The sequence below is a fragment of the Rhodococcoides fascians NBRC 12155 = LMG 3623 genome (genome assembly GCF_001894785.1).
GTDB lineage: Bacteria > Actinomycetota > Actinomycetes > Mycobacteriales > Mycobacteriaceae > Rhodococcoides > Rhodococcoides fascians.
On record NZ_BCWW01000001.1, the window covers coordinates 811049 to 826010 of the forward strand.

At 65.4% G+C, this 14962-nt stretch carries 14 protein-coding genes; 11 read left to right on the top strand and 3 right to left on the bottom strand.

The annotated features are described in order from the left end of the window. The first annotated feature begins 134 nt into the window (after nt 1-134). From RFA01S_RS04065 to RFA01S_RS04080, 4 genes are read left to right on the top strand one after another with little or no spacing between them, the layout of a single operon-like run. Nucleotides 135-1061 carry an ABC transporter permease gene (locus tag RFA01S_RS04065; RefSeq protein ID WP_027494483.1) on the top strand — a complete coding sequence of 309 codons (927 nt, stop codon included), beginning with the start codon at nt 135-137 and terminating at the stop codon, nt 1059-1061. Beyond that, nucleotides 1054-2025, top strand: coding sequence for an ABC transporter permease (locus RFA01S_RS04070; protein WP_072691994.1), 972 nt, complete (start codon nt 1054-1056; stop codon nt 2023-2025). The genes RFA01S_RS04065 and RFA01S_RS04070 overlap by 8 nt, the downstream gene beginning before the upstream one ends. After that, on the top strand, nt 2022-3752 hold the full coding sequence (locus RFA01S_RS04075; protein ID WP_032406883.1) for a dipeptide ABC transporter ATP-binding protein: 1731 nt from the start codon (nt 2022-2024) through the stop codon (nt 3750-3752). Before RFA01S_RS04070 ends, RFA01S_RS04075 begins: the two co-directional genes overlap by 4 nt. 24 nt (nt 3753-3776) lie before the next feature. After that, nucleotides 3777-4523 (top strand): hypothetical protein, encoded by a 747-nt coding sequence (locus RFA01S_RS04080; RefSeq protein WP_032364740.1) that lies wholly within the window; start codon nt 3777-3779, stop codon nt 4521-4523. A gap of 365 nt (nt 4524-4888) precedes the next feature. On the opposite strand, the gene RFA01S_RS04085 is transcribed toward RFA01S_RS04080, so the two are convergent. Beyond that, entirely contained in the window at nt 4889-5734 is an 846-nt protein-coding gene (locus tag RFA01S_RS04085) for an HAD-IB family hydrolase (protein ID WP_205914341.1), read from the bottom strand. Between the two features lie 338 nt (nt 5735-6072). On the opposite strand from RFA01S_RS04085, the gene ssd reads away from it, so the two are divergent. The 7 genes from ssd to RFA01S_RS04120 all read left to right on the top strand — a co-directional run bounded on the left by ssd (nt 6073) and on the right by RFA01S_RS04120 (nt 10666). Then, nucleotides 6073-7188 carry a septum site-determining protein Ssd gene (gene ssd, locus RFA01S_RS04090; RefSeq protein WP_081371255.1) on the top strand — a complete coding sequence of 372 codons (1116 nt, stop codon included), beginning with the start codon at nt 6073-6075 and terminating at the stop codon, nt 7186-7188. Continuing rightward, entirely contained in the window at nt 7185-8369 is a 1185-nt protein-coding gene (locus RFA01S_RS04095) for a TadA family conjugal transfer-associated ATPase (RefSeq protein ID WP_174557198.1), read from the top strand. Before ssd ends, RFA01S_RS04095 begins: the two co-directional genes overlap by 4 nt. Then, nucleotides 8366-9145 (top strand): type II secretion system F family protein, encoded by a 780-nt coding sequence (locus RFA01S_RS04100; RefSeq protein ID WP_032406881.1) that lies wholly within the window; start codon nt 8366-8368, stop codon nt 9143-9145. The genes RFA01S_RS04095 and RFA01S_RS04100 overlap by 4 nt, the downstream gene beginning before the upstream one ends. Then, nucleotides 9142-9714: a type II secretion system F family protein gene (locus RFA01S_RS04105; RefSeq protein ID WP_032406880.1), complete on the top strand. Its 573-nt coding sequence runs from the start codon at nt 9142-9144 to the stop codon at nt 9712-9714. The genes RFA01S_RS04100 and RFA01S_RS04105 overlap by 4 nt, the downstream gene beginning before the upstream one ends. Before the next feature lie 66 nt (nt 9715-9780). Then, the gene (locus RFA01S_RS04110) at nt 9781-9981 is read left to right on the top strand and encodes a DUF4244 domain-containing protein (RefSeq protein WP_032406888.1); all 201 of its coding nucleotides are present in this window, start codon (nt 9781-9783) and stop codon (nt 9979-9981) included. A gap of 23 nt (nt 9982-10004) precedes the next feature. Next, nucleotides 10005-10316, top strand: coding sequence for a TadE family type IV pilus minor pilin (locus tag RFA01S_RS04115; RefSeq protein WP_032392769.1), 312 nt, complete (start codon nt 10005-10007; stop codon nt 10314-10316). Next, entirely contained in the window at nt 10313-10666 is a 354-nt protein-coding gene (locus RFA01S_RS04120; RefSeq protein ID WP_032406879.1) for an Rv3654c family TadE-like protein, read from the top strand. The genes RFA01S_RS04115 and RFA01S_RS04120 overlap by 4 nt, the downstream gene beginning before the upstream one ends. A gap of 240 nt (nt 10667-10906) precedes the next feature. Here RFA01S_RS04120 and RFA01S_RS04125 read toward each other — a convergent pair whose 3' ends face one another. Next, nucleotides 10907-12169 (bottom strand): alpha-hydroxy acid oxidase, encoded by a 1263-nt coding sequence (locus tag RFA01S_RS04125; RefSeq protein ID WP_032406610.1) that lies wholly within the window; start codon nt 12167-12169, stop codon nt 10907-10909. Nucleotides 12170-12411: 242 nt separating this feature from the next. Next, complete coding sequence (locus RFA01S_RS04130; protein ID WP_052060533.1) at nt 12412-14781, bottom strand: DEAD/DEAH box helicase; 2370 nt, start codon at nt 14779-14781, stop codon at nt 12412-12414. Nucleotides 14782-14962: the final 181 nt, after the last annotated feature.

The window sequence follows — 14962 nt, forward strand, 5'->3', positions numbered from 1 at the left end:
GAAGGGCGGTAGGTCTTCCACCTACCGCCCTTCTCGTGTGCTCGCTCACTCCCGTATCTACGTTCGACGCCCCGCTGCAGCTGATCCTTGCGCCTCTGCGGTGACGTCCACCTTCCTCCAAAGGAGGTGATCCGATGCTCTGGTACATCGGACGCCGATTACTTCAGATGATCCCCGTGTTCATCGGGGCGACATTCTTGATCTATGCCATGGTCTTCTTGCTGCCAGGAGACCCCATCGCGGCATTGGCCGGAGACAAGGCGATCAGTCCCGCCGTCGCCGACCAACTGCGCGCCCGCTACAACCTCGACCAGCCGTTCATCGTGCAGTACCTGCTGTACCTCAAGGGCATTTTCACGTTCGACTTCGGTATGTCCTTCTCGGGCCGCCCGGTCAGTGAAGTTCTCGTACAAGCGTTTCCGATCACCGCGAAGCTCGCCTCGATGGCCCTCGTGATCGAGGCCGTGTTCGGCATCGGCTTCGGTCTCATCGCGGGTCTGCGCAAGGGCAAGCTGTTCGACTCGACGGTCCTCGTCGTCAGCCTCGTCATCATCGCCGTGCCGATCTTCGTCATCGGCTTTCTCGCGCAGTTCTTCATCGGTATCAAGTGGGGTTGGGTGCCGCCGACAGTGGGAGGCAACACCAGCTTCACCAACCTGTTGCTGCCGGCATTCGTACTCGGAGCCGTCTCGTTCGCCTACGTGGTGCGGTTGACGCGCACGTCGGTGGCCGAGAATCTCAGTGCGGACTTCGTGCGGACGGCGACGGCCAAGGGGCTCTCGCGTAACCGGGTCGTCAACGTGCACGTGTTGCGTAACTCGCTGATTCCCGTCGTGACGTTCCTCGGTGCAGATCTGGCCAGCCTCATGGGCGGCGCGATCATCACCGAAGGAATCTTCAACATCAACGGAGTCGGCGGCACCATCTACCAAGCCGTCATCCGCGGTGAGGCACCGACCGTCGTGTCTTTCGTGACCGTGCTGATCGTCGTCTATCTGGTCGCCAATCTCATCGTCGACCTTCTCTATGCCGCGCTCGACCCGAGGATTCGCTATGTCTGATCCCATCACCCCGAAGAGCGTCGACGCCGATCGCGCTACTCGCCAAGCACGTTTCGTCGAGGCCGACGAGGTCATCGACGTGTCGCAGACCGACGCTGTCGTCATCGACGACGCACCCGCCAGCATCTGGTCGGATGCGTGGCGGAACCTGCGCACGCGTCCGATGTTCATCGTCTCGGCCATCATCATCCTGGCCGTCATCGTGGTCGCAGCCGTGCCTGGCCTGTTCACCAGTACCGATCCGCGCTTCTGCGATCTGCAGTTCAGCATGCAGGGCCCGGGATCCGGACACTGGTTCGGTTACGACCGACAGGGCTGCGACATCTACTCCCGGGTGCTGTTCGGTGCTCGGGCGTCCGTGCTGACCGGAGTCGGGGTCACGTTCCTCGTGCTGGTCATCGGCGTCGTGTTCGGTGCTCTGGCCGGCTTCTACGGCGGCATCGCGGACTCGTTGCTCTCACGGATCACCGACATCTTCTTCGGCGTTCCGCTGATTCTGGCGGCCATCGTCCTCATGCAGCTGTTCACCGATCGCACGATCTTCACGGTGATTCTGGTGTTGGCGTTGTTCGGCTGGCCTCAGATGGCTCGCATCACTCGCGGTGCAGTGCTGTCGGCGAAGGGCAACGACTATGTAATGGCCTCGCAGGCTTTGGGTTTGACGCGACTGCGAACTCTGATCAGGCACGTACTGCCGAACGCGATGGCACCGATCATCGTCATCACGACGATTTCACTCGGTACGTTCATCGTGGCCGAGGCGACGCTGTCGTTCCTCGGCATCGGACTGCCTCCCACCGAGGTCTCCTGGGGCGGCGACATCAGTGCCGCTCAGGTCACCCTGCGACAGGGCTCGACCATTCTCCTCTATCCTGCTGCAGCGCTGGCAATCACGGTGCTCGGCTTCATCATGATGGGTGACGCCCTGCGCGACGCCCTCGACCCGAAGGCGAGGAAGCGATGACGGATCCAGCACGCATCGCAGTGGAGCAGCCCCTGCTCGACATCCAAGATCTCGAGGTCTCGTTCCGGTCCAACTCCGGTGCGGTCCCGGCTGTTCGCGGAGTATCGCTGACGGTCTACCCGGGGCAGACCGTTGCGATCGTGGGCGAATCCGGTTCCGGTAAGTCGACCACCGCGCACTCGATCATCAACCTGCTTCCCGGAACCGGCACGGTGACGGCGGGGCGCATCCTGTTCGAGGGCCGTGACTTGGCGCAGGCCAAGGAGAAGGATTTCGTCGACATCCGCGGCAGCCAGATCGGCCTGGTTCCTCAGGACCCGATGTCCAACTTGAACCCGGTGTGGAAGATCGGCTTCCAGATCGAGGAGGCCCTCGCTGCCAACGGCATCGCCAAGGGTAAGGCGGCGCGTGTTCGGGCAGCCGAGCTGCTCGAAGAAGCGGGCCTCAGCGATTCGGAGAAGCGGGTCAATCAGTACCCGCACGAGTTCTCGGGCGGTATGCGTCAGCGCGCGCTCATCGCGATCGGGCTTTCGGCACGTCCGAAACTACTGATTGCCGACGAGCCGACGTCCGCTCTCGACGTGACCGTGCAGCGTCAGATTCTCGATCATCTCGAAGGTTTGACGAAGGAACTCGGCACCGCGGTTCTGCTGATCACCCACGATCTGGGCCTGGCTGCCGAACGAGCCGAGCACCTCGTCGTCATGAGCAAGGGACGGATCGTGGAATCCGGTCCGGCACTGGAGATCCTGCAGGACCCTCAGCATCCGTACACGCGCAAGCTCGTCTCCGCCGCGCCGTCTCTGGCGTCGCAGCGACTGAAGTCGTCGGTGGTGCGCAAGGACATCGTCGAGCATGCCAAGCAGGTGGCGGTCGAGGCCGTCACCGAGGAGACCGACTCGGCATTCGAGCCGGCCGCGGACACTGTGCTCGTGGTCGAGGGGCTGACCAAGGAATTCAAGCTCCGGGGCGGCAACCCGTTCAAGTCGTCCGTGTTCACGGCCGTCAAGGATGTGTCGTTCGGAGTCGCACGCGGTACCACCACTGCGATCGTCGGCGAATCGGGTTCTGGCAAGTCGACTGTGGCACAGATGGTTCTGGGACTTCTCGAGCCCACTGCAGGTTCGGTGAAGTTCGACGGCCGCGATGTGTCGGGGTTGAACAACAAGGACGCGTTCGCGTTTCGTCGTCGAGTGCAGCCGATCTTCCAGAATCCGTACGGGACGCTGGACCCGATGTATTCGATCTTCAGCACCATCGAGGAGCCTCTGCGCACCCACAAGGTGGGGTCGAAGTCCGAGCGGGAAGCCAGAGTCCGTGACCTGCTGGACAAGGTGGCACTGCCGTCGTCGGTGATGCGCAGGTTCCCCAACGAGCTGTCCGGCGGCCAGCGGCAACGTGTCGCAATCGCTCGTGCGTTGGCCCTCGAGCCCGAAATGGTCATCTGCGACGAGGCAGTGTCGGCTCTGGATGTGTTGGTGCAGGCGCAGATCCTGTCTCTGCTCAACGACCTGCAGGCCGAGCTCGGGTTGACGTACCTGTTCATCACGCACGACCTCGCGGTGGTCCGTCAGATTGCTGACGACGTGCTCGTGATGCGCAGCGGCGAGATCGTCGAGGCGGCGTCGACCGATGCCGTCTTCGACAATCCGCAGCAGGAGTACACCCAGAAGCTGCTCGCAGCCATTCCGGGTGGCTCGGTGCGGCAGGGGCGAAGTAGAGCGTGAGGTGAGGGGGTACCGTCGTCTGTCGTGACGGACCCCCTCGCCCCGCTGCTGGAATTGCCCGGAGTTGTCGATTCCGCCGAACGGGCACGCGATGCCCTCGGTGCCGTGCATCGGCACAAGGCCAATCGTCGTGGGTGGCCGGCGACCGCGGCCGAGGCCGCTGTTCGGGCGGCTCGTTCGTCCTCTGCGCTGGAGGGCGGTTCGATGGATTTCCCTCGCGAAGGCGAGGAGGGCGACCCGATTCTGGCGGGTGCGCTGCGAGTGGCCGCTGCTCTCGACGGTGACGCCCTGCAGAACACGTTGTCGACGTGGAAGCGCGCCCCACTGCAGACGCTGGCCCGCCTACATCTGTTGGCCGCCGCGGATCTCGTCGACGACGCTTCCTCGCTCGGTCGGCCGCGCACGGACGCGGGCATCGGCGAGCGGCTCGATCTGCTTGCGCAGTTGGTGACGGGTGGAACTTCCGCGCCGGCTCCGGTGATCGCGGCAGTCGTGCACGGTGAACTGTTGACGCTGCGGCCTTTCGGAACTGCCGACGGCATCGTGGCGCGTGCTGCATCGAGGTTGGTGGCCGCATCGTCGGGATTCGATCCGCACAACCTGGGCGTGCCCGAGGTGAGCTGGATGCGTCGAGCGAACGCGTACCGGGATGGAGCTGCCGGGTTCGCCGAGGGTACGGCGACGGGAGTCGGCAGTTGGGTGATCCTCTGCCTAGGAGCATTCGAAGCTGGTGCGGCAGAAGCGACTTCGATTGCCGAAGCTGCACAGTAGGAGTTGTGCACACGTAAAAGGGCGGCGATGCCGACTTGCGTCGACGTCGCCGCCCGTTAGCACGGAGCGCCTGGTTACCAAGCGTGCACAGGTGGGCTGTGATGGACTACCACGTGGCCTCGGCGAGAACTCGACGGTGATGAGGTCATCCCTGCAACCGGTGCAGGGTTCTTGCTGATCACCCACGAATATCGCAGGCCCACAGCGCTTCTGCCATTAGGTGGCAAGCTCCGCGTGGGTGCCGGTGTCCGTGCTGGGAATCGCGGTCGGGAGAAGCGAACCTTCTCTTCCGGTTCGTTCTTGGCCTTCCGTTCTTCCGTACGTCATTTGTACCCCGTGACGCCGCTCACATCAAGGGTTTGGGCTCATCGTTTTCTGCGGAGTAGTCCGTAGGTGATCGCGCCGGCCGCTATTGCGCTGAAACCTGCTGCAGCACTGGCTACTACGGTCTTCCCGGACGGATTCGGAATGCGGGAGCGCAGTGAAACGGGGTTCGAGAATGTCAGAATCGGCCAGCCGAGGGACGAGGCCTCTTTGCGGAGTGCGCGGTCGGGATTGACGGCGGTGGGGTGGCCGACCGCCCGCAGCATCGGCACGTCGGTGATCGAATCCGAGTAGGCGTAGCTCTTGGATAGGTCGTAATCATGTTGTGCCGCCAGGGACTTCATGGCGTCGACCTTGCCCTCGCCGTAGCAGTAGAAGTCGACCTCGCCGATGTACTTGCCGTCGACGGTCACCATCGTCGTGGCCATGCTGTGGTCGGCGCCCAGCAGTTCGGCGATGGGATGCACGATCTCGTCACCCGACGCCGAGACGACCACCACGTCGTGTCCGCGGAGCTTGTGGTCCGCGATCAGATCGGCCGCTTCGGCGAAGACGAGGGGGTCGACGATGTCGTGCAGGGTTTCGGCCACCACTGCTCGCACCTGTTCGACGTCCCACCCGGCGGTCATACCGGCGATGTGTGCGCGCATGCGTTCCATCTGGTCGTGATCGGCACCGGAGAGCAGGAACAGGAACTGCGCATAGCTGCTCTTGAGTACCGCTCGCCGGTTGATCAGACCTTGGTCGAAGAACGGCTTGCTGAAGGCCAGAGTGCTGGACTTCGCGATGATCGTTTTGTCGAGGTCGAAGAAGGCGGCGACGCGCGCTGCGCGTCGGCCGGCGGGGGCGTCGTCGGTGTCTGCGCTGAGGGTCACGATTGTCACCATAGTGGCCGGTGGTGACCGGTGGATGTCGCGCAACTTCTCTTCTCGACTCGCTCCGAACAAGTCCACAAATTGAGACGGTTGAACTTGCAAACAAGGACGTCCACGGGTGTAGTATTTTCCACGAGCCCGGTTCATTCCGGGCGGTGTTCAGCCCGACCCCCCGGGGCTGAACCAGACGACCCTCGCCTCCTCCCCCCCCCCTGGCGAGGGTCGTCCTCTTTTTCGGGGTAGGCCGAAAACTGGTACCGCGGTACCGGTATTCATCCACAGGGGCCGATCTATCCACATTTCCCCAAGTCGCGCGCCGCGCGAGCGGATTCTCGCGCACGCTTGGGTCCATGAAAACGGATCCGATTTCACGGCGGACGAATGCGAACGCGTCGATGTCGATCGACCATCACGGACTGCGTCAGGACGTGTATCGAATCGCCGCAGCCGCGGATTGTGTTGTGGAAGAGCAGAACTTACTGGTCGGTATCGGATCGGCGCGCCCGATTTGGGAATTCCCAGGAATTATTTTGATCGATTTTTCTTCTGCCGAGTCGGCGCTCGCAGGCGGATTTCCGCGGCGGCCCGGCGTCATTCTGGTCACGGCCGCCTCGCCGACACTCGACGATTGGCGGACGGCCACAGCGCTCGGTGCCGAACACGTGGTCTCGTTACCCTCGGACGAGGACACGCTCGTTCGCATTCTCGGTGAACCCGTCGCCACATCGCCGGGCGGCGGTGGCGTCATCGTGGTCGTCGGTGCCCGCGGAGGTGCGGGTGCCTCCACGTTTGCGGCGGCGCTGGGCCTGTGCAGCAGTCGCACGGGGCAACGCACGCTCGTAGTAGAAGCCGACCGGTACGGCAGCGGCCTCGATCTGCTGCTCGGCTGGGAGAACGCCCCAGGTTTGCGATGGTCCGGCCTCGTCGTCGAGGGCGGGCGAGTATCCGGGGACGCACTCCACGGCGCGCTGCCGTCGAAGAACGGATTGTCGGTACTGGCACTCGGGCGAACCGACGACCGGCGAACCGGACTCTCGGCCGTCGCCGCGGCGGCTGTGCTCGACGCAGGGCGCGCTGGAGGCGATCTCGTGGTGTGCGACGCCCCGCGCCAATCCGGTGACCTCTCGGACGCCCTGTACGCCGCAGCCGACCTCGTCGTACTGGTGCTGCCTGCGGAATTGCGGGCCGTGACGTCGGCAGAAGCAGTAGCGGACGAGATCTCGAGTCGCAATGCGAACGTCGGATTGGTCGTTCGTGGGCCGGCACCCGGGGGACTACGGGCCGCGGACATCGCCGCCGCCCTTGACCTGTCGCTGCTGACGTCCATGCGGGCCGAGCCTGGATTGGCCGAGCGTCTCGAGCGTGGCGGGCTTGCTCTCGGCCGCCGCTCACCGCTGGCGGCGGCGGCCACCGTGGTCCTCGATACCTTCGCGCACAAGCCCGGTGGTCAGCGGTGGGCCGCATGAACGCAGTCGTCACCGCCGAATTGCTCGACCGCGTACGAGAACGGCTCGCTGCTTCGGCACAGTCTCCGGTGCCCGCCACCGTTGCCGCGGCCATCCGCACCGAGGCAGGGGGAGTCATCGGTGACACCGATATGCTTGCGGCACTGCGTATTCTGCAGACAGAGCTCACCGGCGCAGGCCCGTTGGAGCCGCTTCTGTCCGAGCCAGGGGTGACCGATGTGCTGGTCACGGCGCCGGATCAGGTGTGGATCGATCGCGGTAGAGGCCTGGAACGCACCGGAGTCCAGTTCGCCGACGAAGCCGCGGTCAGGCGGCTGGCGCAACGGCTCGCTCTCTCGGCCGGTCGGCGATTGGACGATGCGCAGCCGTGGGTCGATGGCCGATTACCCGGCGTCGGACAGGGAGTCTTCGGGGTCCGTCTGCACGCGGTGCTGGCACCGGTGGCGAGCGGTGGAACCTGCCTGTCGTTGCGAGTGCTCCGCCCGGCCACCCAGGGACTCGCCGCGCTCCGGGCGTCCGGTGCGGTGACCGAGGAGGGCTACGATCTGCTCGCGCGGATTGTGCTCGCGCGCTTGGCGTTTCTGGTCGTCGGAGGTACCGGTGCCGGGAAGACCACTCTTCTGGCTGCTCTGCTGGGCGAGGTCGACCCAGCCGAACGAATCGTCTGTGTGGAGGATGCGGCCGAGTTGGCTCCGGCGCATCCCCATGTGGTGCGTCTGGTGGCCCGTGCTCCGAACGTCGAAGGTGTGGGCGAGGTGTCTGTTCGGCAATTGGTTCGCCAGGCACTACGGATGCGACCCGATCGGCTCGTCGTCGGTGAGGTGCGCGGGGCCGAGGTGATCGACCTGATGACGGCGCTCAACACCGGGCACGACGGCGGTGCCGGAACCATCCATGCCAATTCGCCCTCGGAAGTACCCGCTCGGCTCGAAGCCCTTGCCGCACTGGGCGGAATGGGTCGCGACGCCTTGCACAGTCAACTCGCGGCGGCCGTCCAGGTCGTCCTGCACGTCCACCGGAGCGCCGACGGCACGCGCAGATTGCGGGAGATCGGACTGGTGGAGGTGGATTCGACGGGTCGTGTTCATATCGTGCCGGCATGGTCCGCTGATTCCGACGCCGTGCCCGGGCAGCGCGGGCTGCACGAACTGCTCGCTCGGCGCTGTGGCGAGATGCGATGACGGCTGCACTGTGTGTCCTGGCCGCTGCATTTACGCTGTGGCCCAGCCGCTCTCGCCGACTACCGCGCCGCGGTCGAGTTGCCGTCGGCGTTCCTGGGTGGGCGTTCCCTGTGGCTGTAGCGTCGGTGTTGGCCGTGGGCATGTTCTGGATCGGCGGTCCGTGGGGCGCGGCGGCTCTGTTCGTGGCGGGCGGTACCGGATGGTACCGACATGGCCGTCGCACCGTACGCGCCCGTCGGACGGCCGAATTGGATTGGTTGGCAACCGGAGTCGAAGTGGTCATCGGTGAACTGCGGGTCGGTGCGCACACGGCGACGGCCGGCGAGGTGGCTGCGGACGAGTGCAGCGGGATCGCCTCGGAGGCGCTGCGCGGTGCTGCGTCCAGATCGCGACTCGGTGGACGCGCTGCCGACGGGATAGCCGCGTCGGATCCACTGTTGAACCCCGAACTGGACCGTTTGGCGGCGGCGTGGCGGGTGGCCGACGAACACGGCCTCGCACTCGCCGAGTTGCTCGACGCCGTGCGCGAGGACCTGCTCGGACGTCGGCGATTCCGGGAACGAACCGAGGCGTCGCTGGCAGGGGCCCGCGCTACTGCATTGGTGTTGGCTGGACTGCCCGTCCTCGGGGTCGCGCTCGGACAACTGATGGGGGCCGATCCGCTGCGCATACTGCTGGGCGGCGGGCTGGGCGGAATTCTGCTCCTCATCGGCACCGCACTCGGCTGCGCAGGTCTGCTGTGGACCGATGCGATCACCGGCAAGGTGACGACATGACGTGGGCGATCGCACTATGTCTGGCAACGGCATTGGTCGTCGTCCCCGCTGCCCGTGGTGGTTTGTCGCGGGTGGAGGTTGCGGGGCTGTCGACGGTAAAAGCGGTCGACGACTCCGGACCCGATCCGCTCGCGGTGGCGACGACGTTCGACCTTCTCGCTGCGTGTCTGCGTTCCGGACTCCCGATCTCGACTGCCGCGGCGGCCGCAGCCCACTCCGCTCCGCCCGCATTCGGTGTCGCTCTGCGCAAGGCCGCCGATCTGCTCGAGCTGGGGGCCGATGCAGCGACGGCGTGGGACGCAGTGGCGAAGGATCCTGAGACCGAGGCGCTGGCACGGATGGCGCGACGATCCGCCCGGGCCGGGTCGTCCATGGCGTCGGCGATGACGGAACTGGCTGCCACCCAACGAACTCGGGCCGAGGACGCGTCGGCGGCAGCGGCCGAACGGGCCGGTGTGCTGATCAGCGGACCGCTGGGCCTGTGCTTTCTGCCGGCCTTCATCTGCCTGGGCATCGTCCCCGTGGTGATCGGCCTTGCGGGCAATGTTCTGGGCGGCGGTCTGATGTGACCGCCGAACAACGAATCGTCCGGTGCGGACACGCCGCGCCGGAATACTGGGAGGGGAAGCGTCATGATGGGGAATGCACTGCAGCAGATCAAGACTCGAATCGCATTGTTCGGTGTGGAGGACGACGGTATGTCGACCGCGGAGTACGCGATCGGCACCATCGCCGCCGCGGCATTCGGCGCGGTGCTCTACACGGTGGTGACGGGGGACAGTATCGTGACCGCGCTGACGGGGATCATCGATCGAGCGCTCAACACAGCCGTCTGATTCCGGGCGGTGAGGACGGGGCTGTGACGGTGGAGGCGGCGATTGCCGTCGCGTCCATCGTCGCAGTGATCGTGGTGTGTATCGGTGCGATCGTGTCGGTGACGATGCACATCGGGTGTGTCGATGCCGCGCGGGAAGCGGCTCGATTGGCGGCGAGAGGCGATGCGACCAGGGCTGTGTCGGTAGGGGAGCGGGTTGCGCCGGAGGGTGCTCGGATCACGGTGCGCGAAGACGGTGAATTCTTCGTCGCGCGGGTGGAGGTGGAGAGTCCGCTCCCGGGACTGACGTTGTCGGCGGAGGCGGTTGCTGCTGCGGAACCGGTTGCAGCGGAATGAAACCAGGTGTGCGTGATGACGAGGGTGGGGCGACGGTGTTGGCGGCACTGGCGATGTCGGCGTTGATCGCCGTCGTGGTGATGGTGATGCACGTCGGGTCGGCGGTTGGCGCTCGTCATCAGGCGCAGTCGGCTGCTGATCTCGCTGCATTGGCCGGTGCGGGGGCCCTCGATCGTGGGGTGGCCGATGCGTGTGAGACGGCGCGGACATTGGCGGCGCGAATGGGAACGGAGTTGCGAGAGTGCATGATCGAGGAGTGGGACGTGATCGTGACGGTGGGGCAGCCGGTGTTCCTCGGGCGCTTCGGAATGTCCGACGCCATCGCGACGGCGCGGGCGGGGCCGGAGTGACCGGACGCCCGCCCGCCGGCCGCCCGCCGCCCGCCCGCCCGCCCGAATCCGCAAACGCGCGCGCGTTTGTCAGGTGCGAGCGGAATCGCCCCGTTCGAGCCGGCGAATTCGCGCGCGTTCAGCGAATGCGCGCGCGTTTGCGGTGAAACCCGGCCTCGACCCCCGTCCGAGGACCCGAACCCGTGGCCGATACGTCGCCCCCGGCCTCGAACCCCGGCATCGACGGTCCGTCCGCAGCGGTCAGCGCGGCGTGAATGCGGCGGCACCGGACTGCAGAGGGGCCAACCGAGTGAGTTGCGTGACGTGTTCCGGGGTCAGTTCCGCGAGTGAATTGACCTGCAGCAGTTGCATGGTGCGGATGATCTCCTCCCGCAGGATGTCGATCATGCGGTCGACGCCCGCGCGGCCACCGGCCATCAGGCCGTACAGATAGGCCCGGCCGACGAGCGTGAACGATGCTCCCATTGCGATGGAGGCGACGATGTCGGAACCGTGCATGATGCCCGTGTCGACGGCCACCTCGAAGTCGGAGCCGACCTCGCGGACGACCTGCGGCAGCAGGTGGAAGGGGACGGGAGCCCGATCGAGTTGTCGGCCTCCGTGATTGGACAGAACGATGCCGTCCACACCCAGTTCGGCCAGACGCGCCGAATCCGCCACCGATTGAACACCTTTGACGACCAGCTTGCCAGGCCAGATTTCGCGGATGACGTCGAGGTCCTCGAACGAGATGGAGGGATCCATCGCTGAATCGACCAGCTCTCCGACCGTGCCGCCGGTCGAGGTCAGCGACGCGAATTCCAGCTTGGGCGTGGTGAGGAAGTCCCACCACCACCATGGACGAGGAATGGCGTTGGCGATGGTCGACGCGGTCAACTGCGGCGGAATGGAGAACCCGTTGCGTTTGTCTCGCAGGCGAGCTCCGGCGACCGGTGTGTCGACCGTGAACAGGAGGGTGTCGAAGCCAGCTTTCGCGGCGCGTTCGACCAGACCGAACGAGATGTCGCGGTTACGCATGACGTAGAGCTGGAACCAGTTTCGGCCGTTCGGGTTGGTGGCCTTCACGTCCTCGATCGACGTGGTGCCCAGAGTCGAGAGGCAGAACGGGATTCCCGCAGCGCCGGCGGCAGCAGAACCGGCGTATTCACCCTCGGTCTGCATCAGGCGAGTGAAGCCCGTCGGTGCAATGCCGAACGGGAGCGCGGACGGCCCGCCGAACACCGTCGTCGAGGTGTCGACGTGGGAGACGTCTCGCAGGATCGAGGGGTGGAATTCGACGTCGCGGAAGGCCTGCCGGGCCCGGGACTGCGAGATCTCGGCGTCGGCGGCACCATCGGTGTAGTCGAATGCCGCGCGCGGGGTGCGGCGACGGGCGATGGTGCGGAGATCGTCGATGGTCAGTGCCGCGCTGAGGCGTCGTCGACGCAGGTTCAGATCGGGCTTCTTGAACGAGAGCACCTCGCGCAGGTCGGTGGCTTTCGGTATCTGCCGGGCAATGGGCATGCGTTGTCTCGATTCTGTGGGCTGATCCTCTCCCCACCACACTACCCGAGGTGTTAGCAACGACAAGCAGGGTGGCGCACCAGTTCGATCCAAGCCTTGAACGCGCGCGCGTTTGCGAAAAATGACTGGTAGTCCCCGCGAAACCCTGGCAATTTTGCGCGCGCATGGCAAGTGCGCGCGCGTTTGCGGCGAACCCCACTCGGTACCCAGCCACCAGGTTCCTGACTGCGAGATCGGCCGGCTCATCCCTCGCGAGTGACGGCCGCCAACACTGCGGTCAGCACTCGAACGGCACCCTCTTTGTCCAGGGGGTCGTTACCGTTTCCGCATTTCGGTGATTGCACACAGGACGGGCAACCGGTCTGACATTCGCAGGAGACGATCGCGTCCTTGGTGGCGGCGAGCCAGTCGGCGATGGCCACGTGTCCGCGGTCTGCGAAACCCGCTCCGCCGTCGTATCCGTCGTAAACGAAGACGGTCGGGAGCCCGGTGTCGGGGTGTAATGCCGTCGACACTCCACCGATGTCCCATCGATCGCAGGTCGCGACCAACGGCAGCAAGCCGATGGCGGCGTGCTCGGCGGCATGCAGTGATCCGGGGAATCGCTCGAACGGAACACCGCTGTGCTCCAACAACTCCGGGGTGATGGTGTACATGACGGCGCGGGTGTCGAGGGTCTGGGCCGGCATGTCGAGTTCGATGGAATCGAGGACCTCTCCCGACGGGAGGCGTCGAAGATATCCCACCACCTGATGGGTGACGTTCACCTGCACCAGCGCGACGCGGACCTCGCCGTAGTCGACGGATTCGTGCACCGCCGTGATGGCGATGTCGGTGATCTCGCGGGCCGAGGTGTTCCACTCGGGTTGTTCGGCATGCACCAGCGCGAGGCCGGCCTCGAGATCGAGCTCGTCGACCACGAAGGACTCGCCCTGATGAATGTGCACCGCACCGGGATGTGCAGTGGCAGGGGCACGTCCGCCGTCGACTGTGCCGAGCATGCGGCCGGACTCGCCGTCGACGATGGCGACCTGCACGCCCGTGCCGCCGCGAATGTTGACCGCACCGTGTGGAGACAGCTGCTGCCCCTCGGGGGTGATGAACCACCCGTGAGGACGCTTACGCACGTAGCCCTTCAGCTCGAGCTCTTCGAGTACCGATTCCGCGCTCAACGCCTCGGCCTCGGCTAGGGTGATCGGTAGTTCGACTGCAGCGCAAAGTAATTGGGGAGCAAGAATATACGGATTGGTCGGGTCGGTGACGGTTGCCTCGACCGGCTTGTCCAGCAGGGCCGCCGGGTGATGCACCAAGTAGGTATCCAACGGATCGTCGCGCGCGACGAGTACCAGTAGTGAGCCCTCCCCGCGTCGTCCGGCACGCCCACCCTGCTGCCAGAACGAGGCGACGGTGCCCGGGAAACCGGCGACGATCACCGCGTCCAGACCGGCGATGTCGACGCCGAGTTCGAGGGCGTTGGTGGTGGCCACTCCCAGCAGGGTGCCGTCGGAGAGGTCGCGTTCGAGTTTGCGACGATCCTCGGCCAAATAGCCTGCGCGATAAGCGGCGACGCGTCGGACCAGTTGCGGATCGACGTCGGCGAGAATTCTCTGGGTCCCCAACGCAGTGACTTCGGCTCCGCGCCTGGACCGTACGAACGCGAGTGTCCGTGCACCCTCGATCAACAGATCCGCCATGATGCGCGACGCCTCGGCCCCCGCCGATTTGCGTACCGGCGCACCGTTCTCGCCGGTGATCTCCTTGAGCAGCGGCGGTTCCCAGAGTGCGACGGTACGCGCTCCGTGGGGCGAGCCGTCTTCGGTGATCTCCTCGCAGGGCGCTCCGATGAGTCGACTGGCTGCGCGTCCCGGCTCCGAGGTGGTGGCACTGGCGAGAACGAACACTGGAGACGCTCCGTAGCGCGCGCAGAGGCGTCGCAACCGACGGAGTACCAGGGCGACGTTGGAGCCGAAAACACCACGGTAGTAATGGCATTCGTCGACTACCACGTAGCGCAGGTTGCGCAGGAAACGCGACCATCGTTCGTGCGCACCGAGAATGCCTACATGCAACATGTCGGGATTGGTGAAGATCCAGCGCGCATTGGTTCTGGCCCACTGCCGAATCTCGATCGGGGTATCGCCGTCGTACGAGCTGGGAAACACCTCGGCGAGATCGTCTGACAGCGAACGTAACTCGTCGGTGATCGAGATGGTGGTGCGTAACTGATCGGCTCCGAGGGCCTTGGTCGGTGCGAGATACAGAGCCGTCGCCCGGGCGTCGGCGGCCAGCGTCGTCAGGATGGGCAGCTGATAGGCCAACGATTTGCCCGACGCGGTACTCGTCGAGAGCACCACATGACTGCCCTCGGCGGCGAGCGTCGCGGCCCGGGCCTGATGCGTCCACGGTTGTGCGATGCCCCGAGAGGTGATCACCTGCACCACTTCCGGGCCGACCCACGACGGCCATGGTGCAAAGCTGGACGATCGAGCCGGCAACTCGGCGACGTGCGTGACGGGGCCGTCGTCGGCGGGGGTACCGGCCAACACTCGATCCAGCAGCCGCTGCCCGTAACTCCGGACATCCGCACCGTCGTGCGGATGCTTCTCGCTCACTGCCGGTCTCCATACATTCGTTCGATCTACTGGCCGCCCATTCGGGCTTACTGGGTCGTTCCGCAGGCTCCACTCCTGCCTAGGCGCGACCTGGGGTCCTCATGCTATCGCGGACCCGAAACGAGCGGCTCGAGCCCTGGTGAGAGCCGCATTCCACCCGTCCGGCGTTGTGTGTTGTTAC

Bases quoted from the DNA above. Each gene is read 5' to 3' on its own strand.
- RFA01S_RS04095 (WP_174557198.1), top strand. From the start codon at position 7,185: ATGAACGCAGTCGTCACCGCCGAATTGCTCGACCGCGTACGAGAACGG.
- RFA01S_RS04100 (WP_032406881.1), top strand. From the start codon at position 8,366: ATGACGGCTGCACTGTGTGTCCTGGCCGCTGCATTTACGCTGTGGCCC.
- RFA01S_RS04065 (WP_027494483.1), top strand. From the start codon at position 135: ATGCTCTGGTACATCGGACGCCGATTACTTCAGATGATCCCCGTGTTC.
- ssd (WP_081371255.1), top strand. From the start codon at position 6,073: ATGAAAACGGATCCGATTTCACGGCGGACGAATGCGAACGCGTCGATG.
- RFA01S_RS04070 (WP_072691994.1), top strand. From the start codon at position 1,054: ATGTCTGATCCCATCACCCCGAAGAGCGTCGACGCCGATCGCGCTACT.
- RFA01S_RS04075 (WP_032406883.1), top strand. From the start codon at position 2,022: ATGACGGATCCAGCACGCATCGCAGTGGAGCAGCCCCTGCTCGACATC.
- RFA01S_RS04085 (WP_205914341.1), bottom strand. From the start codon at position 5,734: ATGGTGACAATCGTGACCCTCAGCGCAGACACCGACGACGCCCCCGCC.
- RFA01S_RS04125 (WP_032406610.1), bottom strand. From the start codon at position 12,169: ATGCCCATTGCCCGGCAGATACCGAAAGCCACCGACCTGCGCGAGGTG.
- RFA01S_RS04110 (WP_032406888.1), top strand. From the start codon at position 9,781: ATGGGGAATGCACTGCAGCAGATCAAGACTCGAATCGCATTGTTCGGT.
- RFA01S_RS04105 (WP_032406880.1), top strand. From the start codon at position 9,142: ATGACGTGGGCGATCGCACTATGTCTGGCAACGGCATTGGTCGTCGTC.
- RFA01S_RS04120 (WP_032406879.1), top strand. From the start codon at position 10,313: ATGAAACCAGGTGTGCGTGATGACGAGGGTGGGGCGACGGTGTTGGCG.